The sequence below is a fragment of the Ochrobactrum sp. 19YEA23 genome (assembly GCF_029909865.1).
Lineage (GTDB): Bacteria > Pseudomonadota > Alphaproteobacteria > Rhizobiales > Rhizobiaceae > Brucella > Brucella gambitense.
The window spans coordinates 1,003,611-1,030,564 of the sequence record NZ_JASAMQ010000001.1 but is presented as its reverse complement, the minus strand read 5'-3'; the positions used below and the strand labels follow the sequence as shown (position 1 = coordinate 1,030,564).

The following is a 26,954-nucleotide window of genomic DNA, read 5'->3' as shown; positions in this document are numbered from 1 at the left end:
CCCTCTTACATTTTGCTATTTCACCTCGCCATGCGGCAACGGAAACTCCAGAACGGCACGCAATCCCGGTTCGTTGCTTTCAAGACGAAGCGCGCCACCGTGCAACTTCATGACCGCCTTGGCAAGACTCAAACCGAGGCCGGAACCCGGCTGTGTGCGGCTTTCCTCAAGACGCACGAAACGTTCGGTTGCCTGTTCGCGCTTTTCCTCCGGAATGCCCGGCCCGTTATCGGCAACGATGATCCGCACCCAGTTGGAGTCGCGTTCCATGGCAAGCGACACATTGGCCTCGCGCTCTTCGCCGCCAGCATATTTGATCGCATTGTCCACGAGATTGGAAACCGTCTGGCCGACAAGCTCGCGGTTGATGTGCAGCACCACCTCGTCCTGAGCACCGAGCGTCAGCTTTACATTCGCATCTTCGGCAACCGGTTCGTACATTTCGGCCACATCCCGCACGATAGGAGCGACGGGCAGGTCTTCCAGGTTTTCCGCCGAATAGCCAGCTTCCAGACGCGAAATCATCAGGATCGCATTGAAAGTGCGGATCAGCTGATCCGATTCACCAATGATATCTTCAAGCGCCTCACGATATTCCGGCCCGATCTTCTTGCCGCCCAGGGCTTCCTCGGCGCGATTGCGCAGGCGAGTGAGCGGCGTCTTGAGGTCATGGGCGATATTATCCGAAACCTGCTTCAGCCCTTCGTTCAACTCCAATATGCGCCCGAGCATCACGTTGAGATTGCCTGATAGACGGTCAAACTCATCGCCGGAACCGTTGACTGGCAAACGTCCGGTCAGGTCACCATCCATAATACGCTGGGATGCCTTGGACACGTCGTCGATGCGCTTCAAGGCGCGGCGTCCGACAAAGAGCCAGATCAGCAGCGCGCCTGCACCCATAATGCCAAGCGCCAGCATCAACGAACTGCGGATGATATCGCGGAACCGTTCGGGCTCGCCAAGATCACGCCCCACCATCAGGCGCATGCCGTTCGGCAGCGCAATCACCACGGCGACGGCGCGATGGTCGCTTTCCGTCCCCTGCTCGCCATAGCGCTTGTAGACGAAGGCGCGCTCGACAATGCCGTCCGTGTCCAACACGCCGGGCTCAACACTTTCGACATTTCCGGCCAGAATGCGCCCCGTAGGGTCGGCAACCAGATAGAGATAAGCGCCCGGCTGGCGCGAACGATAATCAATGCTGCGCACAAGCTGCGGAATGCCGCCGCGCGCATAACTCTTGCCGATGCTCGCTACTTCTTCGCCCAGCGCCTGCTGCGTCTGTGCGGTGAGGATCGAAGCCGACAGATTGGTCATGTAGAAGACCAGAGCGACAGCGCCGACGACGAAGAGAAGCAGATAAAGAGCCGACAGACGCACCGCCGTGGTGCGCATAAGCGCAGAAAACCGACCCATCAGTCCACCTTGGCGGCGGTCTGTTTGGTACGCCCGGCCTTCAGCATGTAACCCGCGCCGCGCACCGTATGCAGCAGCGGGCCATCAAAGCCTTTTTCGATCTTCGAGCGAAGACGGGAAATATGCACGTCGATCACATTGGTCTGGGGGTCGAAGTGATAATCCCAGACATTTTCAAGCAGCATGGTGCGGGTCACAACCTGACCGGCATGACGCATGAGATATTCGAGCAGACGGAACTCACGCGGTTGCAGCGTGATATCGACATCCTGACGGCGCGCAGTGTGCGCAAGCCGGTCGAGTTCAAGATCGCCAACGCGATAGATCGTATCAGCCTCGCGTGGGCTGGAACGGCGCTGCAAAACTTCCACGCGCGCCAGAAGCTCGGAAAATGCATAAGGCTTGGTTAGATAATCGTCGCCACCGGCACGCAGGCCCGTCACGCGGTCATCCACCTCGCCCAGCGCAGACAGAATCAGCACCGGCGTTTCCATGCCCTTGGCACGCAGGCCTGCCACGACGGAAAGTCCATCGCGCTTGGGCAGCATACGATCCACGACCAGCACATCATAAGTGCCATTTTCGGCCAGTGTGTAGCCGGTTTCGCCGTCACCGGCGATATCTGCCGAATGCCCGGCTTCGCTGAAAGCTTTCTCCAGATAACGAGCAGCTTCGCGGTCATCTTCAATAACGAGAATTTTCATGGCGTCACTTATAATTAACATTCGGAGATAAAGCGATGCCAGGCAGTTACCCGCCTGGCATCCAGTTCATTCAAAGGTCGCTGCGGATGCCCGCCATCAACCCTGATCGATCGGCAGGGCCACGAAGCGGCTCTGATCGTTGCTCTGCAGCTGCAGCAGCACGGCCTTGCGACCCGACTTGGAGGCTTCGCTGATGGCGCTGTTGATGTCCTTGGCGGACTTCACAGCCTGGTTGTTGACGCTGACGATGACATCACCAGAGCGAACACCGCGATCGGCGGCATCGCTATCGGGATCGACGTCGGTGACCACAACACCGGTGCCGTCTTCCGAAGGCGTGACGGTCAGACCGTAGCTGTCGAGCGTTTCGTTCTGCTGGCCGCCCTTGCCTTCATCAGTCGCGCCGCCAGCCTGCTTCAGATCCTGCGGCATGGCTTCGATGGTGATGCTGATTTCTTCAGCCTTGTTCTTGCGCCAGACGCTGAGTGCAGCCTTTTCGCCCGGATTGATACCGGCAACCTTACGGGCCAGATCACGCGGATCCTGAACCGGCTCACCATTCACGGCGGTGATCACGTCACCGGACTGAATGCCAGCCTTGGCTGCGGGACCATCCTTCTGCGGCGAAGCGACGATTGCGCCCTTTTCCTCGGCCAGACCAAGCGAAGCGGCGATATCCTTCGTCACCGGCTGTATCTGCACACCGATCCAGCCGCGTTCAACCGAGCCCTTCTTGATGAGCTGATCGACAACCTGCTTTGCGGTGCCCGACGGGATTGCGAAGGCAATACCCACACTACCGCCCGACGGCGAGAAGATGGCGGTGTTGATGCCAACGACCTGACCGGACAGATTGAAAGCGGGGCCACCCGAGTTGCCCTTATTGACGGCCGCATCGATCTGGATGAAGTCGTCATAAGGACCAGCGCCGATGTCACGGCCACGGGCCGAAACGATACCCGAAGTCACCGTACCGCCGAGACCGAACGGATTGCCGACTGCGACAACCCAATCGCCAACGCGAACCTGATTGTCATCGCCGAAAGCGACATAGGTGAACTTGCGCTTGGCGTCGTCGACCTTCAGAACGGCAAGGTCGGTGCGCGGATCTGTACCGATCAGCTTGGCGTCGAGTTCGGTGCCGTCATCCATGACGACGCTATAGGCGTCACCATCGGAAACGACGTGGTTGTTGGTGACGACATAACCGTCTTCGGAGATGAAGAAGCCCGAGCCCTGTGCGTATGGGCGTTCGTGGCCCGGACGGGCAGGACGCTTGCCGGGGCCGCGATCAGGACGTGCACCCGGACGCGCATCGCCACGCGGCGGCTCCATGCCGAAATCACGGAAGAAGCGCTTCAGCGGATGATCGTCAGGAAGCTGGTCGAAACCGCGCGATCCGAAATTCTGGCCACCACCGCCATTGTCGGCTTCCTGCACATTCTTCTTCACGGTCACGCTGACGACAGCCGGACGTACCTTTGCCACCAGATCGGCAAAGCCGACGGTCTGCTGCGGCGGCGTCACCTGAACGGCTTCCGCGCGGGCATTGTTGAGTGCGCCAAGCGGGCCGGTCGCGACAAACGCGCCAGCAAGGGCAGCGCAAACTGCGACAGCTGCAACGCTCTTGCGATAATGGGAAGTGCTAGCTCTGGACATCTATTTCTCCTTACGAGCGGTAATCCGGCCTTCGCTCTCGTCTTGGGAAACGAGGCCCTGTAATTCCTTTATAGAGCGTAAGATAGTTAGAGCTACCTTACCGCTCAATTTCCGCAAGATGAAAGTTTCGTAAGGTTTGCGGCGAGCGAGGGAGAAAATCACTCGTAAATATAGATAACTATTTATTATTCAGAAGACGGGCGAGTTCGGCTTTTTCGCTTTCGGAAAGCGGCTGCGCCGCTTCACCGAGCCTGCGTCGCCCACGAAAGGCGAAGACAAGCGCCACAGCGCCGATCACAAGCACAATGACCGGGAAACCCCAGAGCAAAACAGTGCGGGCCGACAGGCGCGGCTTCAACAGCACGAACTCACCATAACGGGCGACGACAAAGTCGAGCACCTGAGTGTCACTGTCCCCTGCCTTCAGTCGATCGCGAACGAGAAGGCGTAGATCGCGGGCGAGTTCCGCATTCGAATCATCGATGGATTCGTTCTGGCAGACCATGCAGCGTAACTCACCGGAAATAGTGCGCGCACGCTTTTCAAGCACCGGATCGGGCAGAACCTCATCCGGATTGACGGCAAAGGCTGCCGTGTCCTGAAATGCCAGAGCAATAGCGAGGGCACACATGGCGAAGAGTTTGCGCATCTTCATGCTGCTTCCTCCGCTTGCTGCGGCGAGGCCTTGCGCTTGGACGCAGGTGCGCCGACACGCAAACGACGGTCGGCGAGCGAAAACAGGCCGCCCAGCATCATGACGAGCGCGCCATACCAGATCAGAGTCACTTGCGGCTTCCACCAGATACGAACGACCACCGAACCGTCTCCCGGCTCATCACCCAGCGCCACATAGACCTGACTGAACCAGAGCGTGCGAATGCCCGATTCTGTCGTCGGCATCTGGCGCGCGGGGAAAAAGCGCTTGGATGGCTCTATGCGGCCAAGATCGCGCGCACTGGAATCGAGCAGCGTAAACGTGCCGCGATTTTCCGTGAAGTTCGGGCCGGTCAAAGGCCGAAGCCCTTCGAACCGCAATGTGTAGTCCTGAACTTTGACCGTATCACCGGCACGCATGATGAGCACATTTTCCGTACCGAAGGTCGTGACGCTGACAATGCCCAGCAGCGTCACGCCGAGACCGATATGCGCCAGAGCCGTTCCGAAAATCGAGCGCGGCAGACCCTTGAAGCGAGCCCAGGCTTTCGTTGCCGAAACCTTGCCGATACCGGCCTTTTGCACCAGATCGGTGAGGCTGCCGAAAATCAGCCAGGCGGCCAGACCGACACCGCAAGCCGCCAGCAGCGATTTTGCCGAAGTGGTCCATAGCACGATACCGGCAGCCACCAGCGCCAGAGCGAAAGCCGTCATCAAGCGCTGGGAAACACCGTAAAGATCGCCGCGCTTCCATGCGAGCAGCGGGCCGAACGGAACCGCACATAAAAGCGGAATCATCAGCGGCCCGAATGTCATGTTGAAGAACGGTGCGCCGACGGAAATCTTTTCGCCGGTCATGACTTCAAGCAGCAGCGGATAAAGTGTGCCGATCAGAACAGTCGCAGCGGCAGTGGTCAGGAACAGGTTGTTGAAGACCAGTGCCCCTTCCCGCGAGATTGGATGGAAAATGCCACCCGCCGTCAGGCTTTGCACGCGAAGGGCAAACAGCGACAATGAACCGCCGATGAAAATGGCGAGAATGGCGAGAATGAAAAGCCCACGACCGGGATCGGTCGCAAAACTGTGTACCGAAGTCAGCACGCCCGAGCGGACGAGGAAAGTTCCAAGCAGCGACAGCGAGAAGGTCAGGATCGCCAGCAGGACTGTCCAGATTTTCAGCGCCGAGCGCTTTTCCATGACCAGCGCGGAATGCAGCAAGGCGGTGCCGACGAGCCAGGGCATGAAGGACGCGTTTTCGACCGGATCCCAGAACCACCAGCCGCCCCAGCCAAGCTCGTAATAAGCCCAGTAGGAACCCATCGCGATACCGCCGGTCAGAAACACCCACGCCACCAGCGTCCATGGTCGCACCCAGCGCGCCCATGCGGCATCAATACGGCCTTCCAGAAGGGCCGCAACCGCAAAGGAAAAGCAGACCGAAAAGCCGACATAGCCGAGATAAAGCAGCGGCGGGTGAATGGCGAGGCCGATATCCTGCAGGATCGGATTGAGATCACCGCCTTCCATCGGAGCCGGAAGGATGCGCGTGAACGGGTTCGACGTGAAAATGATGAAGGCCAGAAAGGCCACCCCGATCCAGCCCTGAACAGCCAGAACATTGGCGCGCAATGTTTCAGGCAGATTACCCGAAAATGCTGCGACCAGCGCGCTGAAAAGCGTCAGGATGAACACCCACAACAGCATGGAGCCTTCGTGGTTTCCCCAAACGCCGGTGATCTTGTAGAGGAGCGGCTTTTGCGAATGCGAGTTTTCAACGACATTCAGCACAGAGAAATCCGACACGACATAAGCGTGAACCAGAACCGCTGAAGACAGGCAGACCAGCGCGAAGACTGCAATCGCCGTTGGCACGGCCACCGACATGAGCTGCGTGTCGCGTCGGCGGGCACCGATGACAGGCACGATGGACTGAACAATCGACAGAGCCAGCGCCAGCACCAGCGCGAAATGGCCGATCTCGACACTCATATGCAGTCTCCCGATCTGTCCAGCCCTACAAGCATGATTATTTCCCCTCCCAGACGCCTTTGGCTTTCAGGCTGTCGGCAAGATCTTTCGGAACATAATTTTCGTCATGCTTGGCAAGCACGTTGTCGGCGCGGAACACACCATCCTGTCCGAAGCGTCCTTCAGCCACCACGCCCTGCCCTTCGCGGAACAGGTCTGGCGGAATGCCTTCAAACACCACTTTCACGGTCTTGATCGTATCGGTGACCGTAAAATACAGCTCACTGCCGTCGCGCCTGACCGAGCCCTCCTGGACGAGACCGCCAAGACGGAAGCGCGAGCCCGAGGTCAATTCCTGTTCCGTCAAGTCGGCAGGCGTGCGGAAGAACCGGATATCCTGATTGAAGGCCATCAGCATCAGCCCCACAGCCACGGCCAGAACCGCCAGCGCGCCGCCGATCAACATCAGGCGCTTGCGTTTTCTCTGGCCGATTGTCCGGGCAAGACTGCTGGCGGGTTTCGGCTTGCGTGCGTTTTCTTCTGCGGTCGCGCTCATTTTTGTGCCTCTAAGCCCAAGCCGGATGCGAAGCTGCGAAGCTCGGTCCGCTGTTCTTCCGCAAGGGCGGTCATGCCTCGGTTCAGGGCATCAAGCGCCGCATCACGGCGTTGCAGGATCATATAGGAGCGCACGAGACGCTTCCAGCCTTCGACATCCCCGCTATTCTGGCGAAGACTTTCATCCAGACGTTGAACCATGCCCTCGATCATCGCCTGACGATCCTCCGCCGACAGAGACGAAGCCGCTTCGATATCGTCGGATGACGGGCCTTTTTGCTGGGTTGGCTGATTGTCCGAAGGATTGCTCAGCCGCGCGATAGCCTGCTCGACCTGACCGCGCCAGGGAGCATCAGCTGGCGCCTTGTCCAGAAGTGTCTTGAGACGGGCAATGGCTGCGTCCGGGCGACCATCCTGCATCTCGCCTTGCGCGAGATAGAATTGCGGACGCGGATCGTTCGGCTCAAGGTCAACCGCCTTGTTCAGGAACGACTCCGCCTCAGCCGTGATCGTTCCACCGGAAACGGCGGCAAGCCCTTCCGCCAGACCCAGCAGGCGCGGGAAGTTTTCACCGTCGATGCGCATGGATGAACGATAGGCATTCACCGCATCGGCCGGACGGCCAAGACGCATGTAGATCGGCGCCAGCACATCCCAGCCGCGTGCATCATCAGGATTTTTCGCCAGATGCGCTTCCGCCCGTGCGACGAGCTCATCGACAGAACCGCGATCAGGATTGTCGGAGAGACGCCCGGCAAGCGGCATGGATGGCACGTCCGGCTTGCCAAACAGCGGATAGACGCCCCAGGCGATCAGCGGCACGGCCAGCACGGCGATCAGCGCCAGAACACGACCTGAGCCCGCGGACTGCGCTGCGCTTGCAGCGTCCTGACCTTCTTTTTCAGCACTTAGAATGCGACGGGAAATTTCAATTCGCGCCTGTTCGGCGCTTTGCGCATCGATCATACCGCGCGCAGCATCTGCTTCGACTTCGCGCAACTGGTCGCGATAGACTTCGAGATCGTTCTTTTCGGCAGGCAAGAATGCCTGCTTGCGCCGCGTGAGAGGCAACAAGACAGCCAAAGTGGCTGCTAACGTCAATAATGCTGCAATCAACCAAAATCCCATGGCTACGACTTAAGCGCAGGCATGGGAAAAACCAACCACTACCTGTCGCAACTGGCCACCTAGGGCAATTCGCCGCAAAGGCGCACAAGCCGTTCCAGTGGTCTGTTTGCGACAGATCAGGTCAGCGGGGTCCAGCTTCCGTCCGTATTACGGCAGGCAGTTCCACGCACGGTTTGCTGCGAACCACCAATGTCGAAGGTATGCGAATACTGGCGGCAGTTCTGCGAACCAACCTGATAAGGCTGCGCAGCTGTCACATCACCGGAGTTCGACCCGGCGCTCCACGAAACAGCCTTCCCGGCTGGAGAATATTCCAGCGCACGATACTCGGCTTCCAACGCCTTTCTCCGGTCAGCCGCGTTCAGCTGATTTGCGGTATTGCCGAGAAGGCCGTTGCCCAGCGATGCGAGCAGACTCGATTCAGGTTTTGCGGGTTGTGACGATCCGCCAAGCGACGTCAGCCCCCTGCCGCCGCCCGTTGTCCCGCATGCCGACAAGGCCAGCGACAGGGCAATCATGGTCGGAACAACCAGAGCCGGAGAAGAAAACCTGAATTCCATCATCATAACAAACCGGCCCTCATGAACCAATGAGCTTGCATATTATCGCATCATGCGATCTCTGAATGTCAGCTTCTTAGAGCATTTCGAGCAAAAGTGTGAACCTGTTTTGCATACGTAAATGCTAAAAAGCAAAGACCTCACGTTAACTTAGAGCGCGTTGCGGTCAGATTCAATCAGACCTAACCGCGCGCCCTGCCTCGTTTCAAGGCGCATCTCAATCTTCCGCGAGCGGCAACACGGTACGAACACGCAAGCCTCCCATCGGACTTTTGTCCAGATGCAGCTGGCCGCCATATTCGCGAACCGTATCCTGCACGATGGCAAGGCCCAGACCAGTGCCCGGCTTTGTTTCGTCCACGCGGCTGCCACGTTTCAACGCGGCCTCGATCTTGTCATCTTCAAGCCCCGGCCCGTCGTCCTCGATAATGATTTCGAATAGCCGCTGGGCATCCGAGGCTGACCTCACAGTAATACTCACACGGCGGCTTGCCCATTTCCCGGCATTGTCGAGAAGGTTACCAATGATTTCCTCAAGGTCTTCCTTTTCGCCCGCGAAGATTGCGTGCGGAAGATCGTTGCGCAAGCTGACATGGAGTGCAGGGTTAAGCTTGGCCGTTACGCGATGCATCCGCTCCATCACCGGTGCCACGGAAGTGCGGAAAACGACACTGTCCCGCTGTGCGGCAATGCGCGCGCGTTGCAGATAATGCTGGATCTGCACCTGCATTGCTTCGCTCTGCTCCTGCACGACGCGCCCCTGATCGCCGCCAATGGCCCGGCCTTCGTTGACCAGTACGGAAAGCGGCGTCTTGAGCGAATGGGCGAGATTGCCGACCTGCGTTCGGGAACGCTCGACGATTCGGCGATTGTTTTCGATCAGCGCGTTCATTTCGCGGGCGAGCGGCGCAATTTCCATCGGCAAGGACGCATCGAGCTTCGATGAGCGTCCCTCGCGAATATCGGTCAGCGCCTGACGCACCTTGTCCAGCGGACGCAAGCCGAACAGGATGATTGCGGCATTGATCAGAATACTGCCGATGCCGAAAACGGCGAGATAGGCGGCGAGCTTTGTCCTGAAATCAGAAATCTCGTCCATGACCTCGCTGAGATTGCCCATCACGCGGAAACGGGCCACGCGGCCAGAATTGTCCAGCACGACTTCCGTTTCGACGATGAAAAGCTCTTCGCCATTAAGCCCCGGCAAGGAATAGCTGCGCATGAAGGAACTGTCGAAAGGCGCCTGTGTTATCGGCATTTCCGGGACGATGCGTCCAATCAGCGATGGCGATTCCAGCTTGCCGCTGACATTGGGTGCAAGCGGGTCCACCGACCAGTACCAGCCGGAAAGCGGACTGGAATAGCGCAACTCGCCCAGTTCCGGGCGTCCCTGAAGCACACCCTCCGGCGATACGCTGACAGCGCCAACAAGGCTGAATAGATGTGCTGTCAGAAGCCGTTCAAAATTGCTGCGGGCGGCATCGCTGTAAAGCGAACCGATGAGCGTTGCCACCACCACCAGCGCCGCAATCACCCACAGCGTCGACAATGTGACGACGCGAACGGCAAGAGAGCGGAGCGATGGGATGACGCGAAAACGCTTCAGTTGTCGTTCCCCTTCGGATCAGCGCCTGCATCGGAGCGCATACGATAACCCATGCCACGCACGGTCTCGATCAGATCGACACCCATCTTCTTACGCAGGCGTCCGACGAAAACTTCAATCGTATTGGAATCGCGGTCGAAATCCTGATCGTAGAGATGTTCGACCAGTTCCGTCCGGGAAACGACCTCGTCCATATGATGCATGAGGTACGACAACAGGCGATATTCATGCGACGTCAGCTTCAGCGACACGCCCTCGACACTTGCCTTGGAGGTCTTGGTGTCGAGATGCAACGGGCCGCAGACGATCTCCGACGAGGCATGACCGGCAGCACGGCGGATGAGCGCACGTAGTCGGGCCAGAACTTCCTCGATATGAAATGGCTTGGCGACATAATCGTCGGCACCGGCATCAATACCGGCGACCTTGTCGCTCCAGCGGTCGCGGGCCGTCAGCATGAGGACCGGCATGGCGCGCCCATTGCGACGCCAGCGTTCCACGACGCTGATGCCGTCGATACGCGGCAGGCCAATATCGAGAATCACCGCATCATACGGTTCAGTATCACCTAGAAAGTGGCCCTCTTCGCCGTCATAGGCGCTATCGACCACGTAACCTGCGGCAACCATCGCATCGGAAAGTTGCCGGTTCAGGTCCTTGTCGTCCTCAACAATCAGGATACGCAAGCGGGCTGTCTCCCTTCAACAGATCGCAACGGAAAAGCCGGTCTGCTTCTTACAATGCAAACCGGCTCTAAAACCCATGCCGGGAATTTTATCGATTGGGCACAGCCACTTCGACGCGACGCGGACGTTCGCCGTCGCGGCCCGGAACGAGCACGACGACAACGCAGACCGGCGCGCCGTTCTGGGTAGACGGCGTGGCCTTGGCCAGCTGCCCGCCCTGTTTGGCGGCAACCTGCTCGCCCACAGCGGCACAGTCACCGGCAGCGGCGATCAGAAGATTGGAGGTCTGCGGCGTAGCAATCGGCATGGCGCCAGCATCGACAATGCCGCCGATGGGCAACAAGCCAAAACTCACCGCGAGAAGCGCGAAAACTTTGAGTGCAGAGTTCTTTTTCATCATGCCGCCTTGTATAGCGCACGACAGCTGAACGATGCATGAACAGGCTGTTCTCGCTATAGACCTTAAAGGATAATTTCCCTTTGCTATCACGCTTTGTGAAATTATGAAATGCGCGAAGTTGCCTTGATGCGACCGAATATCGTAACAATTCCAGCGATTGCAGCGGCGAGTTGCAGTAAAACATCCGTTAGCGCGACTTGATCGACAGCACTGTCCGCGACCCCGAAAGCCCCCGCCAGCCCTAGAATAATCGAGACTAGCCCCGCCCAGACAGTGCGGGAAAGATACCAGGCCTTGTCGTCTGTCATTTTGTTTCTCCAGGAAATTATAAGCCAGCCGCCAGATTGAGTACAGCCATATCACCGGCCCCGATTTTTGTGCTGACCATCGCAACGCGCAGCTCAAACGCACCAACACCCATGTCAGCGGTGCGAATCGCTTGGGCATAAGTCCACAATGGGGAAGTGACCTGCTCGCGCCGCACAGCGCACCTGACGCTGCCATTAACCGTACCTATGCAAAGGCTTGGCGCGCGAGATCTTCTCTGCCTCCTCCGCTAAACCCCAAACTTCTTCAAAAGATCAAGAATGTTACATTGTTAAACGCGCGTATTAGAACAACGGACGATCCGCATGATAACGCTGCATTCTGCCCGGCCTGGAGAAGAATACATACCGCACGAAGAGAGTCTCATACCCTAACAAGTTTTGGAGGATAACTTAAAACACCTCAGCTGAATGCTCAAACGAGGCATAATTGCTAGCATCTTTAAGACCATCACCTGCGATTATTTTCCAAATTTAGTCACACATTGCCGTTCTTGTCGGAAGGGACATGCAGCAGAGATGAGTGTGTTTGCCGCTTTATGAAGCACTTGAGAAGTCCCAGCGTCCACCAAGCAGCAAAACTTGCTGACGCCGATCCCATCAACATCAGTTCGGTGTTATCAAATGTCACCGTGAGGCCAAACGAATTAGAAATTCTAACTGCAACCGCACCACCGAAAATTACCCCACATATTACACCAACGACCAAGCGAGCGACCATCTCCCGTCTGCTTCGGGGAAAAGTATAAACAAGTGACACCACTGCCCCTGCAACTGCACCTGCCACTTTGACGAACCATGTCGATGCGACGGCAGAAACAAGCATATCGTTCAAATTGTTCATGAAAATCCCCAATATTGATCAAGCGCCTTGAGCTTCCACACTCTTGACGGTGCTACGCAACGGGCGGCCGCGATCTGCAATGGACGGCAGGAGCTTATTTTATGCTGGAGACGTGCAGTACCACATACACAGAACGAAAAACCCCGCGAGCAAGAGCGCCTGCGGGGTTACAAATAATTAGCTCTGGGCAATCGTTGCTCAGGGCCAACACTTCTTCGACCATACCGAATGCTTACACATAATACCGTTACGCAGTCAAGGATTATTTTCCTATTTTGTGTTGTAGCAGTTAAGATCGCTATTTTAGCAGACACTTAAGCAATCGACACGCGCCGAGCGGCGGCTTCACCTCAATGTTGTAAGCCAGCATGATAAATTAGCGGGCAACTTTATGTTTCTGCTTGCTTTTCACTATTGTCATTAAATTTTTGCTCATTTGTCGGCTGGCAACCAAACGTCAACTTCCACCCACTAGGCTCGTGGCCTATTAGTTTGCTATAATAAAAGAGCAAGTTCAGTGCATTTCCCAATTCTCTAGTGCCGAAGTCAGAGTTTATGCGTCACACGGCAGACAAAGATTCTGGAAAAAAGCAGCGGAAACCCTTTCGGGTTTCACGCCTGATTGGTCTCGACGCCTGGATCGATTCAGGCCTGTACAATCTGCATTTCCGCCTGGGCGAATGGTGGGAAAACATCACCATCTTTTCGCGCCGCTTTCGCGTGCGCGGCTTCAGGCGTTTTGTCGTCGAGGTTTTGGACGAAGGCTTTACGCTTGGCGTTGCGGGTTCCGTTGTGCTGCTCATGCTGGCGCTGCCCGCTTTCGAGGAGACCAAGAAAGACTGGCGCGCGCAGGATGACTATGCCGTCACCTTCCTCGACCGTTACGGCAATGAAATCGGCCAGCGCGGTATTCTGCACCGTCAGGCCGTCCCCATCGACGAATTGCCGGATCACGTTATCAAGGCAGTTCTGGGCACCGAAGACCGCCGCTTCTTCGACCATTATGGCATCGACTTCTGGGGCCTGAGCCGTGCACTCAGCCAGAATATGCGCGCCAATGGCGTTGTGCAGGGCGGTTCGACCATCACCCAGCAGCTTGCAAAAAACCTGTTCCTTTCCAACGAACGCACGCTGGAACGCAAGATCAAGGAAGCCTTCCTCGCCCTGTGGCTGGAAAGCAATCTGAGCAAGAAGGAAATCCTTCAGCTCTATCTCGACCGCGCCTATATGGGCGGCGGCACATTCGGTATTGCAGCCGCTTCCGAATTCTATTTCGGCAAAAACATCAAGGATGTCTCGCTTGCCGAAGCCGCCATGCTGGCAGGACTGTTCAAGGCGCCAGCCAAATTCGCGCCGCATGTCAATCTGCCTGCCGCGCGTGCCCGCGCCAATGTCGTCTTGTCCAATATGGTTGAAAGCGGCTTCCTGAGTGAAGGTCAGGTCGCCGTCGCACGCCGCCATCCGGCAAGCGTTATCGACCGCGCCAAAAATGAAAGCCCGGACTATTTCCTCGACTGGGCCTTCGATGAGGTCAAGCGCGTCGCAGGGCAAATGCCGCAGCACACGCTGATTGTTCGCACCACGCTGGACAGCAATATCCAGCGTGCAGCAGAAGAATCGCTGGAATATCACCTGCGCCAGTTCGGCAAGGAATATAATGTGGCGGAAGCCGCAACAGTCGTTCTCGCCAATGATGGTTCGGTGCGCGCGCTTGTCGGCGGGCGTGACTATGGCGAAAGCCAGTTCAACCGCGCCACCCGCGCGATGCGTCAGGCGGGGTCGTCCTTCAAGCCCTATGTCTATGCGGCAGCAATGGAAAAGGGCCTGACACCCAACACCATCGTTTCGGATGCGCCGGTCAGCTGGGGCAACTGGTCGCCGCGCAACTACGGTCGCAGCTTTGCTGGTCGGGTTGATCTGACGACGGCGCTCGTGCGCTCGCTGAACAGCGTGCCGGTGCGTCTTGCCAAGGATTATCTGACCACCGCGCCGGTCGTGGCGCTGACCAAGGCCATGGGTGTGGAATCGCCGATCTCATCCCACAAGACGATGGTGCTCGGCACATCCGAAATGACGGTGATGGATCAGGCCACCGGCTTCAATGTGTTTCCAAATGCCGGTATGGCAGGCAATCGCCACGCCTTTACGCAGATCGTTTCTTCGGACGGTCGCGTGTTGTGGGATTTCACCCGCGACGCGCCCAAACCGCACCGTGCCTTGTCGGAAAAGGCGGCCTTTGAAATGAATTCGATGCTGGTTCAGGTGCCAGAGCGCGGCACGGGCCGTCGCGCCGCGCTGCCCATGACGCGCGTTGGCGGCAAGACCGGCACAACGCAGAACTATCGCGATGCGTGGTTTGTCGGCTTCACCGGCAATTTCACGGCAGCGGTCTGGTTCGGCAACGACAATTTCACGCCGATGAAGGACATGACCGGCGGCATTCTGCCTGCCATGGCCTGGCAGCGCATGATGTCCTATGCGCATCAGAACGTCGAACTGAAGCCGATCCCCGGCGTGACACCGCCCTTCCCCGCGCCACCGAAAAACCCGGCGCCGCAGGTGGCCAACGCCAAGCCGGAAGAAACCATGGCCGCGCCGCCACGGGTTCTTTCACCTATGGCAACCAAGGTTCTCAAGGAGTTGCATGAGCGTTTCATGGCCGCACCGCCTCTGCCAAAGATTGCCGAGCGGACCAAGATTTCAGTACTTTGAGGATATAAGCGCGCAACCCATGCTTAAAACCATTCTCAAAGCCGCTTTTGTACTGGCGCTTGCGCTCGGCGGGGGCATTTTCAGCGTCCATTTCATTCTCGACCGTTTCAACGGTTTCGGGGAATTGCAGGTTGGCGCATGGACGGCGTTTCCCGACGACGGAACGGCTGATGCCGACCCCTATTCCCGCGCCCGCGCCGCCCGCAAGGCCTATCTGGCGCTAGGCACAGCGGAAGGCCTGCCTTTCTATGCACGGCGCGACAGCAGCGGGCGCGACTTGCAGCGCGGCTGCACTTATCGCCTGACGGGTGCCACCCCACCGGCACGGTTCTGGACGATCTACCCGGCGACACCCAACCTCAACCCGATCAGGCCGCGTGATGGCCTGCAGGCGGCGCTTCATTCACAGGAAGCCCTGTACGAAGATGACGGCAGTGTTTCCATCATCATCGGCCCCGATGCCCGTCCTGGAAACTGGTTGCCCGTGGAAGGCCATGGCGGGCTCGTTCTCGCCATGACGCTTTACGACACGCCCGCCGCAAGCTCGTCCGGCCTGTCCGATCTCGTCATGCCCGCCCTTGTGCGCACAGGGGATGACTGCCATGGATAACAATCATGGGTAGTCTCATCCGCCTCATCCTGCTTGGTCTCGTCGGTGCTGCCATCGTCCACATCTGCGTGCTGTTCCTCGTTCCGGTTTACTCGGATACGAATGCCTGGGCGCGCATTGAAAATGCGACGAGCCCCTATCGCTTTGTCGCGCTTGATGAAAAGAAGGGCCCGGTCAGCGATCGAGACCCGCTGGTCAAGGAGGCCACCTGCCGCTTCGATCTGGCCGATGGGCCAGTTCATATGACCACGACGGGCATTGTCCCCTATTGGTCTTTGTCGATCTATGCGCCGAACGGCGATAATCTCTACAGCATCAACGATAACGTCTCCAACGAGCGCAAGCTTGATCTTATCATCGCTGATCCTGTCGGCATGGCGAGCCTCAAGGCGGATGGTTCGCAGATCGATGCGCAGTCTCTGGCGGTCGAGCAGAATATTGGCGAAGGCGCCGCTGTTTTGCGTGTTTTCATGCCGGATGTGACCTGGAAGCAAGAGGTGCAACGCTTCTTCGACGCGGCCCAGTGTGCACCTTTCGAGGGCAGCTGAATGCGGCCTGCCGCGATCCCAAATCTTCTGCGGCACGGTTAATGAGTTGCTAAGGCTTCGTGCCTATTATCCGGTGTGCTGACCATTGCGGGGACCTTTGATGGCAGCGAGTGTATGCCTACCGGAGTATTCTGCGTGACAAATGATCAGTTCCGCGCCCTGGAGGAAATTTCAGGCAACCGGAGCCCGTCGAATTCAAAAGCGGGGAGCAAGGCGGACGACCTTTTGGCGGCCGCTATTTCTGCGTTTGCCGGTATCACGCGCCCCGGTCGTCAGGACATGCAGCAGCTCGAAGATCTGGTGATGCCGCTTTTGCAATGCGCGACCACGCGCGGCAAACGTCACGCGGCCAATGCCCTCGCCCAGCTGGAAGAAGCCCCACGCCGCGTCGTGCTGGCACTTGCCGCCGAGCCGGTGGAAATCTCCGCCCCTATTCTTTTGCGCTCGCCGCTGTTGCGTCCGGGCGACCTGATCGATCTGATCGGCCAACATGGCCTTGCCCATGCCCGCGCTATTGCCCGTCGCCAGTCCGGCGACATTCTGCTGCAAGGCGTGCTGCGCAGCTTCGCCGATCCGGTGATCGACCGCACACTGACGCTGCAGGACAACCTCGCCAACATCGAAGCCGAGCCGCTTGAAAAACCGCAAATACCCGACCTGTCGGCGGCCAAAGCGCCTTTGATGAGCGGCGGCAGTTCGGAACGTCTGGCCCGTGCACTGCAACAGCCATTCTTCAATGCGGGGACCTTGCTCGGTTCCGACCGGCTGATCGAAACCTCGCTTTTGATCGACAGCCAGTTTTTCCGCAACGCGCTTGCCGATGCACTTGATCTGTCGTTCGAGCGCGCCGATGCCGTCATCGGGAAATGGCCGGAATCACACCTGCCTATCGCGCTGAAGGCGCTTGGCCTTCCCGCCGCCGAATGTTTTCTGGTGATGACTGCCGTTCTTGGCACTATCGACACCGACCGCGACGGCCTGCGCGAATTCGTGCATATCTACCGTTCCATCGACCGGGAAAAAGCGATGGCTCTCGTGCGCCGCTGGAAAGCCGAAGACATGTCGGCCATGCTGCGCAGCAAACTGCGTGAAATGGCCGATGATGACGAGCCGCTGGCGGATGCCGCCAATAGCGATGCACCCGCTGCGGATAACCGGCTTGTCAAGTAAAGTTAGAAGGTCTCGCCGTCCTGCGCGATGGCGAAGAACAAAGACGCGTCAGCCACATCTTCCATTTCGACCAGCCACAGGTCAGGATCAAAACGGATTTCCCGCTGCATCCGGTCGCCTGCCGCCATATCGTCGACATCGTGCAGAATGCGCAGAAACTTGCGCTCGCCATCATTGTCTTCCTTATAGGACGTCTGCGGCGCGGGCGAATAGAGATCGCACGTACCAAAACGCGAACTGACCTTGATGAAGATTGCGCCCGCTTCCGTCGAACCGCGCCGGGCAAGATAGGCAAAGCCGCCCTCACCTTGCACCCGGCGGATCAATGCAGAAACCCAGAAATCTGATGTCAGTCGCATGGCCGCGTAAATACTTTTTTCTTACGCATTATCCGACGCAAAACCGCTTCGCACTTTTGCTGGAAATGCTTCTAGCTGATGAGCCCGATTTCACGCATCTTGGCGATGAGCGTGGAATCGATTTCGCCAGTCTGACGCAGGTTGAACAACTTCTGGAATTCGCGAATGGCGGATTCCGTCGCCTTGCCCTGCTGGCCATTGACCGGCACCATATCATTGCCGAAAGCCTTCAGCCCAGCCTGCACGCGGATGATATCCTGCGATGAGATTTTCTCCGCAGGGCCTGCCGCAGCGACAGCCGGTTCCTTCTTTTGAACCGGCTTTTGATAGGCTGCGAGATCAGGTTTCGTCTTTGCAGGCGTCTCGCTTTTCAATACTGCCGGTTGCGCGGAGAGTTGCGGACGCGGCGTCGGCACAGCCACCACTTCGATAGCCCTGGCGACGTCATCCTGTTGAGCAGGCGTCGAGCTTTCGACCTGTGCTGGAACACTTGCCTGCTGCACGCCGAGCTTTTGTTGCAAGGCGCGCCAGCGATCCACAGCCTCACGGGTCTGCGGGCCGGTAAAACCATCGACCGGGCCTTTATAAACGCCCAGCATGGAAAGACGCTGCTGCAGGCGGGCGATCTCCAGATCGGCATTCGGCGCGAGCGCTGGCAGCATATCGTCCGTCGCGGTGACATGCATGCGATCTGCCGATAAGTCGGCATCGCTCACGCCCTGCGCGGTCGTATTGCCGGTGGGCTGCGGTTCAACCGTTGCAGTCTCGACGGGTTTTGCTTCCGGCTGACTGGCGGCGGCGCTGCCCGGCAGAACCGCGCGCGGCGTCGGCTTGAAGACAAAATCGGGCCTTGTGCGGAAGAACACGGCATTGTGCGCCTCCGGCTGATACCAGAGCGCGTTGGCGGAAACGAAACTCATCACCACGAGAAACGCCGTCGCCCCGCCGGTCAGAACCGGATTGCGCACGACAAAGTCACCGGCAACGATGGCAAGTGCCGAGGCCGAGTTGAAGAAGAATTTAAGGAGCCGCGCCCCCAGACTACGCTGTTTTGCGGGTCTGCGTGTGGATCTGTTCTGCGTCCCGCTCTGGGTTCTGCTCCCGGTCTTCGTCGTTCTGCCAGTCATTGCGCCTTTCTCCCTGGTGACGGTGCATATCGATCACCGTGCCAAGTTCCTGTTGTTCGTCATCTCCCGCGAGATAGTGCGGACCTGCCACCGGAAGACGGACGGTTACGACCGTGCCTTCGCCGGGACAGCTCTTGAGGTTCATCGATCCCTGATGCAATTCCACAAGGCCCTTGACCACGGATAGTCCAAGGCCGCTTCCTTCCTGCGCGCGCGTATAGCTGTTGTCGGCGCGCACAAAAGGCATGCCGATACGCTGCAAGTCTTCCGGCTCAATGCCGATGCCGGTATCCGAAACGCTGATTTCCAGCATGGCGCGACCGTCAGCCACCACCCGCGCTGCGTCGATGGTGACGCAACCGCCGGTCTCGGTGAACTTCACGGCATTGGCCGCCAGATTAAGCAGGATCTGCTGCACCGCACGACGATCAGCCGTCAGTTCGCCAACGCCGGTGCCAACGCGATGGCAGAAGGCAACGCCCTTCTTTTCCGCCTGCGGCAGCAGCACGGAGGTGCACATTTCTACCGCGTCGCGGAAGGCAAAGCTTTGCGGCGCAATACCGTAAGTGCCGGTTTCAAGCCGCGAATTGTCGAGAACCGCATTCACCAGTTCCAGCAGATAATGCCCCGACTGATGGATCAGACCGGCATATTCGCGATGCTTTTCATTGGCGAGCTGACCGCCCACCCCATGCGAAAGCATGTCGGAGAAGCCGATAATGGAATTGAGCGGCGTGCGCAGTTCATGGCTGACCGAAGCAAGCAGACGGCCCTTGCCGACGCGCTCTGATTCCAGCTCGGCCTTCAGAATTGCAATTTCATCCAGAAGCTTCTGTTCGCCTTCCAGCGACCGCCCGACCAGCGTGATTACTCCAGCAGCATTCAGCCCTTCCAGACGATAGGCGCGGAAAACCGGGCCGCCGGCTTCGACGGAGCGCAAACGGATATCGACGCAACGAGACGCGATGTCCGAACGCAGATCGGCCAGAAGCGACAGATAGTGCACGCGGTCGGCAACGTGAACGCGGTCGACCAGTGCTGTCGACTCCAGCATTTTTGGCGGCATGCCAAGCAGCTTTGCGGTCTTGTTGCCGACAGATGCGATGACGCCTTCTGCATCGAGCACGAACTGCACGTCGCCCTCGGCAACAGCGACTTGGGGTGCGACCGCTTCGCTATGCTGCGGCTTGACGGTTAGGCCGACGCTGCGTGCGACAAGGCTTGCTGCATAAAGAACCAGCACCGTGACAGATGCCAGCGAACCACCGGCGATCACGCCGCCGCTCTTCATCGCAAAGGCGCCGACAATGGCAAGGGCCGCAACAGCGCCGGCGATTGCGGCGGCAGGCTTGCGGCTGACAAGCCAGATTTCCAGCGGCAAGGCAGCCGCCATCAGCCACAATGCGGCATCGCTGCTGGAGACCATGCCAATCGTGGCAAGCCCAGCGCCATAGGCGGCGAAATTCAATGTTCCGAGGATGGCGGCGCTCAATCCCATCAGCGAGAGAGCGCAGAAAATCATCGCCACACCGGCAAAGCTGGCAGCGAGAATAGCAAATTCAGTCGGGCTAGACGCAAGGCCGGAAGCCAGCACGGCAGCGACAAGCAGCACCGGCACGGCAATGACCGAGCCGACAACGCGCATGGCCATCGCATCGGGCTTGATCACCCAGCGGCGACAAAAACGTTCGTAAAAACGGCCGAGCGTCTGCACGCCAGTGCGAACGGTCTTAGCTGCTTTCAAAAGAATGGCGTTCAACGTGCCCTACTCACTCAAACTCATACACATACTCATCGGCCGGAAACATTCTGAAGGGAACATTCCCGGCGAGCCTCAGATTGCAGGTGAGGCTTTAAGGAAACGATAAAACGATGCCCATGAATGCAGATAAGCATCATCGGGGCCGTGCTTTTCGACCTATGGTAAACAGAGGGTAGCGATTGCTTGTACGAAAGCGCGAAGATGGCACAATCTTCCGCCTCGCAACCCACACATCACAGAATTGCGAATCGCGCGGTTACGGAATCTTTTCGATTTCATCGGACATTGGCGACATCGTTCGATTAATGAAAGGCATGCAGCAGCAACAAGGCCATGATCCGTTTCCTCATCAAATCCGCATTCTGGCTATCGCTGGCGTTCATTGTAATGCCGCGCTTTTTCCCAGCGGAACAGGAAAACAAAAGCGCCGAAAAGCCTGCCGCTGTCACCGAGACGCGCGGCGAGGCGCAGGGTGTTGCGAACGGTGAGCGGAGCACCGTGGATCAGCTTTTGGCCAATGGCAAAACCGCTATCGAGATCGGCAAGCTTTGCGTGGACAATCCGAGTTTCTGCGAGAATGGCACGTCGCTGATTTCCAGCGCTGGCAGCGGTTTGCTCAAGGGCAGCGGCCAGATGCTCGATTATCTGAGCCAGCGTTTTGGCAACAAAAAGGAAGCGCCTGTTGATGCGCAACCCGTAGCCGTCGCCGAAAAACCCGAAATGACGGTCTCCGAAATCCTTTCCGGAGAGAACGCCCCTCAACCCGCCGGTTTGAGCACCATCCCGATCCCGACCTCGCGTGCGGCGGCCTTGCGGGCGCTGGATCGCCGGACCACGGGCGCGATCCCCGCAAAACGGTGATCTTTCCCGTGACCTTGCCGCCATTCATGACTATATAAGCGGCACAACACCGCAAAGATGGCATTTCAGGCGAGTATCATGACGACCACAATCGATAGCATCATGTCCGACTTCGAATTCCTCGACGACTGGGAAGATCGCTATCGCTATGTCATCGATCTCGGCAAGGATTTGTCGCCTTATCCGGACGACGCACGTGATGCGGAACATAAGGTTCAGGGTTGTGTCAGTCAGGTCTGGCTCAAGACCATGCCGCATAGCGGTGCAGACCCGGTGATCGAGTTTCTGGGCGATTCCGATGCGCATATTGTGCGCGGCCTCGTCGCCATTGTTCTTGCGCTCTATTCCGGCAAACGCGCTTCGGAAATTCTCGCCATCGAGCCGGAAAGCGTGTTGAAGACGCTCGGCCTTGACGAGCATCTCACGCCGCAGCGTTCAAACGGCTTGCGCGCCATGGTCGCCCGCATCCGCCGTGAGGCGGAAGCGGCAAAGCTTTCAGCTTAACAAAGCTTCCACCGACAGAGCGAGTGCGAGCAGATGCTTGTCGGTGCCGCCGCGTGCGGTCAGCATCAGGCCTGTTGGCAGCTTCATGCCCGGCATGGGCAGGGTGATGCTGCACAGATCGAACTGATTGCCGACCTGTGTATCGCGTAGCGTCAGCCCTTCCACACGGTCATATTCGTCCTCGTCGTGGCTGACAGACTCAATAGTCGGCGCGACAATCGGCGTGGCAGGCGTCACGAATGCATCAAAGCCGTTCAAACGCTCATCCATCTCGCGGATCAGCTGATTTCGGGTTGCCACCATGGCTTGATAGGTCTCGTCCGGCACATGCAGGCGCACCGATAGCGGTCGCTTCACGCGCAGATCGACATTGGCGTCAGGGTCGCGCAGCCATGTGTCGGCATGAACGCGGCTTGCCTCAATGCCGACAATCGATCCCGACGTGCTTGCCTCACGCCACCGCTGGATCAGATCATCCAGCATAATATCGACAAGCTTCACGCCTGCCTTTTCGAGCGCCGCCAGCGACGCTTCGAAATGCGCCGCCGCATCCGGTTCCATCGCGTCCAGAAGATAGCCCCTCGGCACCGCGATCCGCAGATTGGAGAGCGGCACCGCATCCGGCAGAACCGGCGCTTCGCCCGCCATCACGGCATCGGTCAAAATGGCATCGGCCACGGTTCTGGTAAGCGGCCCGATGGAATCAAGCGACGGCGCCAATGGAAAAGCGCCATCCAGCGGAATACGCCGCGCCGTCGGCTTGAAACCGACAATACCGTTCAATGCTGCTGGAATGCGCACTGAGCCACCCGTATCCGACCCGATGGCGATTTCGCTGGTGCCTTCAGCCGCCGAGACCGCCGCGCCGGACGACGAACCACCCGGAATGCGCGTCGGATCGACGGCATTGCCGGGCTCGCCATAATGCGGATTGAGACCAACCGGCGTGAAAGCAAATTCGGTCATATGCGTCTTGCCGACGATCACCGCGCCCGCATCGCGCAGACGCTGCACGATTGTCGCATCCTTGACCGCAGGTGCAGCTGTGCGCCGAACGACAGACCCGGCCAGTGTCGGCTCGCCCGCGACATCGAAGAGATCCTTGATCGAAACTATGCGGCCGTCCAGCGGACCGAGAGCCTGACCCGCCTGAAGGCGCGCATCGGCGGCATCTGCTTCCGCCCTCGCCCGCTCCGCATAAATCTTGCTGAAAACACGCTCGTGATCGCTGCGGGCTTCAAGCCGCGCCAGCACAGTTTCCAGCCGATCCCGGATAGTCGACGACATGCAAATTCTCCCCATTTTCTCCGCCAGTTCGCACCGGCTTTACCCCCTGCGATAAGGTGACGTTCGGTCACTGTCAATCAGCGCTATCCGGCCCCGCCTGAAATGACCGTGCGGCAAAACAGTCGCGGATTGCGGGCATGGCTTCCCGCGCCGTTTGCGTGGCTGGTCCACCCGACGAATAGGCCAGCACCAGACGCTGGCGCAGCGTTTCGTCTTCAATCGGAAGGCAAACAACTTTTCGTCCATCATGGCTGAAATCATGGCCGGGCCGCGTGAAAAGCAGCGACACGCCAAGGCCATTCGCCACCATGCCGCGCACCATCTCCACCGATGTGGTCCGCAGCACGATATTGGGCGACAGACCCTGTTGCCAGAACGGCACCAGCAAAAATTCGCGACTGAGCGGCAGATCGACAAGGATGAACGGATAGCGCGCCAGTTCGGCCAGGGTCACGCTCGTCTTTGTGGCCAGCGGACTATCCGGCGGAAGCACCGCATGCGGTGCGTAAGACAGCATGGTTTCCCATGTGACCGTCTCCGGCAGACCCACATCATAGGTGATGCCGAGATCGACAATGCCTTTTTCGAGCGCTCGCGCCATGCCTTCCAGATCGAACTCGCGCAGCTTCACGCGCATATCGGGAAACACCTGCTTCAAATGGCCCAATATGCCCGGAATGCAGACCGGACCCAGCGTGCTGAAATAGCCAAGCGTCAGCCGCGCTGCGCCCTCGCCCTTGCCCGATACGGCAAAGTCTTCAGCACCCGCCAGAAGCAGCCGCGCTTCTTGCAGCTTGCGACTGCCAAAAGGTGTCAGCTCCAGCCCCTTGGCCTGCCGCCGCTCAAAAAGCGGTTGTCCGAGATCCCGCTCCAGATCGCGGATTGCCGCCGATATGGAGGGCTGCGAAACGTTAAGCTTTTCGGCAGCGCCCGTCGCGCTGCCAGCCTCGGCGGAAGTGACAAAATAGTGGAGTTGGCGAAGCGATATCATTAAAGGATTTTCCTATAATGACTGCTCGATTTCAATTCTTTTTCCGCTACTGAACTGCGTTTAGCCTCCCCTTAAATTAAACAATAAGGGGATATGAACATGTTCAACGAAAGGGCTCCGTGCCTCGACGGGATTCGCGTTCTGGATTTCACGCGCGTTCTCGCCGGGCCGTTCTGCACCGCCTTGCTTGGCGATCTTGGCGCGGAAGTCATCAAAATCGAAAGTCCGGAAGGCGACGATTACCGCCACATCAAGCCCGGCACAGCCGATGGCGGCGGGCTGTTTCTGCTGATGAACCGCAACAAGAAGAGTATCTCCATTGATCTGCGCAAAGAGCGCGGACGACACATCGTCCGCGAACTGGCAAAGAATGCCGATATCATCGTGGAGAATTTTCGCCCCGGCGTGATGGACCGGCTGGGCCTTGGCTATGCCGAGCTTGCCAAAGACAATCCGCGATTGATCCATGTCGCGATTTCTGGCTTCGGCCAGCAAAGCCCGATGGGCAATCTGCCAGCTTACGATCTCGTTGTGCAGGCGGTGACCGGCTTCATGGATATTTCCGGCGAACCCGATGGACCACCCATGATGACCGGCGAATCCGTTGCCGACCTGACAGCCGGGCTTTTCGCGTCCTGGTCGGCGCTGGCCGCACTTCTTGCCCGCGAACGCACCGGCAAGGGCCAGTTTGTCGATGTCGCCATGTATGATTGCCTGTTCAATCTTCTGCCTGCAGCACTGACCCAGCAGCTTTATGGCAGCAAACCGCCGAAGCGGGTTGGAAACCGCCATCCTTTGAGCGCACCTTTCGGCGTCTTTGCAGCAGCGGATGGATATCTAACGATTGCCGTTCTCAGCTCAAAACAGTTTGTCGGCCTGGCGGAAGCTCTCGGCCAACCGCAGCTTGCGACCGACGAACGTTTTTCTACAGCGACAGCGCGCAATGACAACCACGCCGAACTGAAGACCATCATCGAGATGTGGAGCACGGCCCTGCGCGTCGAGCAGGTGATCGACGCCTTGCAGGCCCATGACGTGCCCTGCTCGCCGGTTCTTTCCGTCTCCGATGCGACCGGCAGCGAACAGGTGCGTGCGCGTGGACTGCTGCCGGAAGTCGCCTCGACCAGCGGCCCGGTCCGCGTTCTGCGCCAGCCGGCCAAGTTCTCCGGCATGGATTGCCCCGCCCCCACACCACCGCCAGCGCTGGGGGCGCATGCCGCCGACATATTGCATGAAAAACTGGAACTCTCTGCCGAGGATATCGAAAGCCTTGTGCGTGACGGTGTGCTGCACGGCCTGACACTGCAACCGCAGCCGCTCTTGAAGGAAACCAACCATGACGCATGATTGCCTGCTGACCGACGAACAACGGATGATCCGCGACAGTGCGCGCAGCTACGCCCGTGAAAAACTGGCCCCGACCGCAGCCATGCGTGATCGCGAACACCATTATTTCCCGCGCACCGAAATGCAGGAACTGGGAGAACTGGGCTTTCTCGGCATGCTGGTTGCCGAGGAATGGGGCGGCGTTGCAACCGACCATCTGAGCTATGTGCTGGCGCTGGAAGAAATCGCCGCCGCCGATGGCAGCATCGGCGCGATGATGGCGCTGCATAATGGTCTCATTTCGACACCTTTGCGCGTGCATGGAAGCGACCGGCAGAAAGAACTCTATCTGCGCCCATTGGCGGAAGGGCGCTTCAACGGCGCATTCGGCCTGACCGAACCGGAAGCCGGGTCCAATGCTTTTGCGATCCGCACCAAGGCTGTCAGGGTCGATGGAGGCTTTCGTCTCACCGGCGCAAAACAATTCATGTCGAATGGCAAATCCGCCGATATCGCCATTATTTTTGCGGCAACGGAAAGCGATGATCCGCGCCGTCGTATCACAGCGTTTCTGGTTTCCCCGGCTGCACCGGGCTATGTCTGCGTGCGCATCGAAGACAAGCTCGGCCTCGCCGCGTCGGAAACCTGTCAGGTGCAGCTCGATGATGTCTTCGTTGCAGACGACCACGTGCTGGGTGAAGTCGGCGGCGGCTATGCCTTGGCGATGAGTACGCTGGAACTCGGTCGCCTTGGCATCGCGGCGCAGTCGCTTGGGCTGGCGCAGGCGGCGTTCGACCATGCCCATGCTTACGCACTGGAACGGCAGACATTCGGCAAACCCATCATCGAGCATCAGGCGGTCGGGTTCCGGCTGGCGGAAATGCAGACGCAAATCGAGGTGGCCCGCAGCTATCTGCATTATGTCGCCCGGTTGCGCGATGCCGGCCAGCCCTGCAAAACGGAAGCCGCGATGGCAAAACTCTTCGCCTCCGAGATTGCCGAGAAAGTTGCCTCGGAAGCGATTCAGGTTCACGGCGGCTATGGTTATCTCAAGGATTTCGCCGTCGAACGCATTTATCGCGATGCCCGCATCTGCCGCATTTACGAAGGAACCAGCGATATTCAAAAGCTAATTATCGCTGGTTCCCTCGCAAAGAAGAGCAAGGCGGTGTGACCAATCCGCGTGCG

General features: G+C 58.5%; 26 protein-coding genes. 8 read left to right on the top strand and 18 right to left on the bottom strand.

Annotated elements, in window-relative coordinates:
• Positions 1-15: 15 nt before the first annotated feature.
• The 13 genes from QBD01_RS04720 to QBD01_RS04660 all read right to left on the bottom strand — a co-directional run bounded on the left by QBD01_RS04720 (position 16) and on the right by QBD01_RS04660 (position 12,509).
• Positions 16-1,422 (bottom strand): HAMP domain-containing sensor histidine kinase, encoded by a 1,407-nt coding sequence (locus tag QBD01_RS04720; RefSeq protein ID WP_280992111.1) that lies wholly within the window; start codon positions 1,420-1,422, stop codon positions 16-18.
• Positions 1,419-2,123 (bottom strand): response regulator transcription factor, encoded by a 705-nt coding sequence (locus QBD01_RS04715; RefSeq protein ID WP_078340162.1) that lies wholly within the window; start codon positions 2,121-2,123, stop codon positions 1,419-1,421. Before QBD01_RS04715 ends, QBD01_RS04720 begins: the two co-directional genes overlap by 4 nt.
• Positions 2,124-2,219: 96 nt before the next feature.
• Positions 2,220-3,782, bottom strand: coding sequence for a Do family serine endopeptidase (locus tag QBD01_RS04710; RefSeq protein ID WP_280991793.1), 1,563 nt, complete (start codon positions 3,780-3,782; stop codon positions 2,220-2,222).
• Between the two features lie 178 nt (positions 3,783-3,960).
• On the bottom strand, positions 3,961-4,437 hold the full coding sequence (locus QBD01_RS04705; RefSeq protein WP_392391306.1) for a cytochrome c-type biogenesis protein: 477 nt from the start codon (positions 4,435-4,437) through the stop codon (positions 3,961-3,963).
• Entirely contained in the window at positions 4,434-6,425 is a 1,992-nt protein-coding gene (locus QBD01_RS04700) for a heme lyase CcmF/NrfE family subunit (protein ID WP_280991792.1), read from the bottom strand. The genes QBD01_RS04705 and QBD01_RS04700 overlap by 4 nt, the downstream gene beginning before the upstream one ends.
• Positions 6,426-6,462: 37 nt before the next feature.
• On the bottom strand, positions 6,463-6,960 hold the full coding sequence (gene ccmE, locus QBD01_RS04695; protein ID WP_280991791.1) for a cytochrome c maturation protein CcmE: 498 nt from the start codon (positions 6,958-6,960) through the stop codon (positions 6,463-6,465).
• On the bottom strand, positions 6,957-8,087 hold the full coding sequence (gene ccmI / locus QBD01_RS04690; RefSeq protein WP_280991790.1) for a c-type cytochrome biogenesis protein CcmI: 1,131 nt from the start codon (positions 8,085-8,087) through the stop codon (positions 6,957-6,959). The genes ccmE and ccmI overlap by 4 nt, the downstream gene beginning before the upstream one ends.
• A 116-nt stretch (positions 8,088-8,203) precedes the next feature.
• The gene (locus tag QBD01_RS04685; RefSeq protein WP_280991789.1) at positions 8,204-8,653 is read right to left on the bottom strand and encodes a hypothetical protein; all 450 of its coding nucleotides are present in this window, start codon (positions 8,651-8,653) and stop codon (positions 8,204-8,206) included.
• Between the two features lie 211 nt (positions 8,654-8,864).
• Positions 8,865-10,196 (bottom strand): ATP-binding protein, encoded by a 1,332-nt coding sequence (locus tag QBD01_RS04680; protein WP_280991788.1) that lies wholly within the window; start codon positions 10,194-10,196, stop codon positions 8,865-8,867.
• A 53-nt stretch (positions 10,197-10,249) separates the two neighbouring features.
• Positions 10,250-10,939, bottom strand: a complete 690-nt coding sequence (locus tag QBD01_RS04675; protein WP_182520081.1) for a response regulator transcription factor — start codon at positions 10,937-10,939, stop codon at positions 10,250-10,252.
• 88 nt (positions 10,940-11,027) lie between these two features.
• A complete protein-coding gene (locus QBD01_RS04670; RefSeq protein ID WP_182520460.1) occupies positions 11,028-11,336 on the bottom strand; it encodes a hypothetical protein in 309 nt (102 codons plus the stop codon).
• 104 nt (positions 11,337-11,440) lie between these two features.
• On the bottom strand, positions 11,441-11,647 hold the full coding sequence (locus tag QBD01_RS04665; protein ID WP_280991787.1) for a hypothetical protein: 207 nt from the start codon (positions 11,645-11,647) through the stop codon (positions 11,441-11,443).
• 496 nt (positions 11,648-12,143) lie between these two features.
• On the bottom strand, positions 12,144-12,509 hold the full coding sequence (locus QBD01_RS04660) for a DUF6107 family protein (protein WP_280991786.1): 366 nt from the start codon (positions 12,507-12,509) through the stop codon (positions 12,144-12,146).
• A gap of 555 nt (positions 12,510-13,064) precedes the next feature.
• Here QBD01_RS04660 and QBD01_RS04655 point away from each other — a divergent pair.
• The 4 genes from QBD01_RS04655 (at position 13,065) to QBD01_RS04640 (ending at position 17,549) form a co-directional block, all read left to right on the top strand.
• The gene (locus tag QBD01_RS04655; protein WP_280991785.1) at positions 13,065-15,221 is read left to right on the top strand and encodes a penicillin-binding protein 1A; all 2,157 of its coding nucleotides are present in this window, start codon (positions 13,065-13,067) and stop codon (positions 15,219-15,221) included.
• A 19-nt stretch (positions 15,222-15,240) separates the two neighbouring features.
• On the top strand, positions 15,241-15,831 hold the full coding sequence (locus QBD01_RS04650) for a DUF1214 domain-containing protein (RefSeq protein ID WP_280991784.1): 591 nt from the start codon (positions 15,241-15,243) through the stop codon (positions 15,829-15,831).
• Positions 15,832-15,836: 5 nt separating this feature from the next.
• A complete protein-coding gene (locus QBD01_RS04645; RefSeq protein WP_280991783.1) occupies positions 15,837-16,379 on the top strand; it encodes a hypothetical protein in 543 nt (180 codons plus the stop codon).
• 135 nt (positions 16,380-16,514) lie between these two features.
• The gene (locus QBD01_RS04640; protein WP_113534027.1) at positions 16,515-17,549 is read left to right on the top strand and encodes a DUF2336 domain-containing protein; all 1,035 of its coding nucleotides are present in this window, start codon (positions 16,515-16,517) and stop codon (positions 17,547-17,549) included.
• A gap of 2 nt (positions 17,550-17,551) precedes the next feature.
• Here the strand turns inward: QBD01_RS04640 and QBD01_RS04635 are convergent, their stop codons facing one another.
• From QBD01_RS04635 to QBD01_RS04625, 3 genes are all read right to left on the bottom strand, one after another.
• Positions 17,552-17,908, bottom strand: a complete 357-nt coding sequence (locus QBD01_RS04635) for a DUF1491 family protein (RefSeq protein WP_280991781.1) — start codon at positions 17,906-17,908, stop codon at positions 17,552-17,554.
• Between the two features lie 71 nt (positions 17,909-17,979).
• Positions 17,980-19,035 (bottom strand): peptidoglycan-binding protein, encoded by a 1,056-nt coding sequence (locus tag QBD01_RS04630; protein ID WP_280991780.1) that lies wholly within the window; start codon positions 19,033-19,035, stop codon positions 17,980-17,982.
• A complete protein-coding gene (locus tag QBD01_RS04625; protein ID WP_280991779.1) occupies positions 18,950-20,794 on the bottom strand; it encodes a HAMP domain-containing sensor histidine kinase in 1,845 nt (614 codons plus the stop codon). Before QBD01_RS04625 ends, QBD01_RS04630 begins: the two co-directional genes overlap by 86 nt.
• Before the next feature lie 336 nt (positions 20,795-21,130).
• Between QBD01_RS04625 and QBD01_RS04620 the strand changes: the two genes are divergently transcribed.
• Entirely contained in the window at positions 21,131-21,658 is a 528-nt protein-coding gene (locus QBD01_RS04620) for a hypothetical protein (protein WP_280991778.1), read from the top strand.
• A gap of 78 nt (positions 21,659-21,736) precedes the next feature.
• Positions 21,737-22,162 carry a SufE family protein gene (locus tag QBD01_RS04615; protein WP_182522953.1) on the top strand — a complete coding sequence of 142 codons (426 nt, stop codon included), beginning with the start codon at positions 21,737-21,739 and terminating at the stop codon, positions 22,160-22,162.
• Here the strand turns inward: QBD01_RS04615 and QBD01_RS04610 are convergent.
• Both QBD01_RS04610 and QBD01_RS04605 read right to left on the bottom strand, forming a co-directional pair.
• Positions 22,154-23,449: an amidase gene (locus QBD01_RS04610; protein ID WP_280991777.1), complete on the bottom strand. Its 1,296-nt coding sequence runs from the start codon at positions 23,447-23,449 to the stop codon at positions 22,154-22,156. The genes QBD01_RS04615 and QBD01_RS04610 overlap by 9 nt on opposite strands.
• Positions 23,450-23,522: 73 nt before the next feature.
• Positions 23,523-24,440, bottom strand: a complete 918-nt coding sequence (locus QBD01_RS04605) for a LysR family transcriptional regulator (protein WP_280991776.1) — start codon at positions 24,438-24,440, stop codon at positions 23,523-23,525.
• A gap of 99 nt (positions 24,441-24,539) precedes the next feature.
• Here QBD01_RS04605 and QBD01_RS04600 point away from each other — a divergent pair, with 99 nt between their 5' ends.
• The gene (locus tag QBD01_RS04600) at positions 24,540-25,787 is read left to right on the top strand and encodes a CoA transferase (RefSeq protein WP_280991775.1); all 1,248 of its coding nucleotides are present in this window, start codon (positions 24,540-24,542) and stop codon (positions 25,785-25,787) included.
• Positions 25,777-26,940, top strand: a complete 1,164-nt coding sequence (locus QBD01_RS04595) for an acyl-CoA dehydrogenase family protein (RefSeq protein WP_182522957.1) — start codon at positions 25,777-25,779, stop codon at positions 26,938-26,940. Before QBD01_RS04600 ends, QBD01_RS04595 begins: the two co-directional genes overlap by 11 nt.
• Positions 26,941-26,954: the final 14 nt, after the last annotated feature.

What these genes read in the sequence shown, in the direction of transcription:
- QBD01_RS04670 (WP_182520460.1), bottom strand. Translation starts at nt 11,336, where the DNA reads ATGAAAAAGAACTCTGCACTCAAAGTTTTCGCGCTTCTCGCGGTGAGT.
- QBD01_RS04630 (WP_280991780.1), bottom strand. Translation starts at nt 19,035, where the DNA reads ATGACTGGCAGAACGACGAAGACCGGGAGCAGAACCCAGAGCGGGACG.
- QBD01_RS04710 (WP_280991793.1), bottom strand. Translation starts at nt 3,782, where the DNA reads ATGTCCAGAGCTAGCACTTCCCATTATCGCAAGAGCGTTGCAGCTGTC.
- QBD01_RS04700 (WP_280991792.1), bottom strand. Translation starts at nt 6,425, where the DNA reads ATGAGTGTCGAGATCGGCCATTTCGCGCTGGTGCTGGCGCTGGCTCTG.
- QBD01_RS04655 (WP_280991785.1), top strand. Translation starts at nt 13,065, where the DNA reads ATGCGTCACACGGCAGACAAAGATTCTGGAAAAAAGCAGCGGAAACCC.
- QBD01_RS04715 (WP_078340162.1), bottom strand. Translation starts at nt 2,123, where the DNA reads ATGAAAATTCTCGTTATTGAAGATGACCGCGAAGCTGCTCGTTATCTG.
- QBD01_RS04650 (WP_280991784.1), top strand. Translation starts at nt 15,241, where the DNA reads ATGCTTAAAACCATTCTCAAAGCCGCTTTTGTACTGGCGCTTGCGCTC.
- QBD01_RS04600 (WP_280991775.1), top strand. Translation starts at nt 24,540, where the DNA reads ATGTTCAACGAAAGGGCTCCGTGCCTCGACGGGATTCGCGTTCTGGAT.
- QBD01_RS04620 (WP_280991778.1), top strand. Translation starts at nt 21,131, where the DNA reads ATGATCCGTTTCCTCATCAAATCCGCATTCTGGCTATCGCTGGCGTTC.
- ccmE (WP_280991791.1), bottom strand. Translation starts at nt 6,960, where the DNA reads ATGAGCGCGACCGCAGAAGAAAACGCACGCAAGCCGAAACCCGCCAGC.
- QBD01_RS04615 (WP_182522953.1), top strand. Translation starts at nt 21,737, where the DNA reads ATGACGACCACAATCGATAGCATCATGTCCGACTTCGAATTCCTCGAC.
- QBD01_RS04705 (WP_392391306.1), bottom strand. Translation starts at nt 4,437, where the DNA reads ATGAAGATGCGCAAACTCTTCGCCATGTGTGCCCTCGCTATTGCTCTG.
- QBD01_RS04665 (WP_280991787.1), bottom strand. Translation starts at nt 11,647, where the DNA reads ATGACAGACGACAAGGCCTGGTATCTTTCCCGCACTGTCTGGGCGGGG.
- QBD01_RS04635 (WP_280991781.1), bottom strand. Translation starts at nt 17,908, where the DNA reads ATGCGACTGACATCAGATTTCTGGGTTTCTGCATTGATCCGCCGGGTG.
- QBD01_RS04645 (WP_280991783.1), top strand. Translation starts at nt 15,837, where the DNA reads ATGGGTAGTCTCATCCGCCTCATCCTGCTTGGTCTCGTCGGTGCTGCC.
- QBD01_RS04685 (WP_280991789.1), bottom strand. Translation starts at nt 8,653, where the DNA reads ATGATGATGGAATTCAGGTTTTCTTCTCCGGCTCTGGTTGTTCCGACC.
- ccmI (WP_280991790.1), bottom strand. Translation starts at nt 8,087, where the DNA reads ATGGGATTTTGGTTGATTGCAGCATTATTGACGTTAGCAGCCACTTTG.
- QBD01_RS04610 (WP_280991777.1), bottom strand. Translation starts at nt 23,449, where the DNA reads ATGTCGTCGACTATCCGGGATCGGCTGGAAACTGTGCTGGCGCGGCTT.
- QBD01_RS04660 (WP_280991786.1), bottom strand. Translation starts at nt 12,509, where the DNA reads ATGAACAATTTGAACGATATGCTTGTTTCTGCCGTCGCATCGACATGG.
- QBD01_RS04595 (WP_182522957.1), top strand. Translation starts at nt 25,777, where the DNA reads ATGACGCATGATTGCCTGCTGACCGACGAACAACGGATGATCCGCGAC.
- QBD01_RS04605 (WP_280991776.1), bottom strand. Translation starts at nt 24,440, where the DNA reads ATGATATCGCTTCGCCAACTCCACTATTTTGTCACTTCCGCCGAGGCT.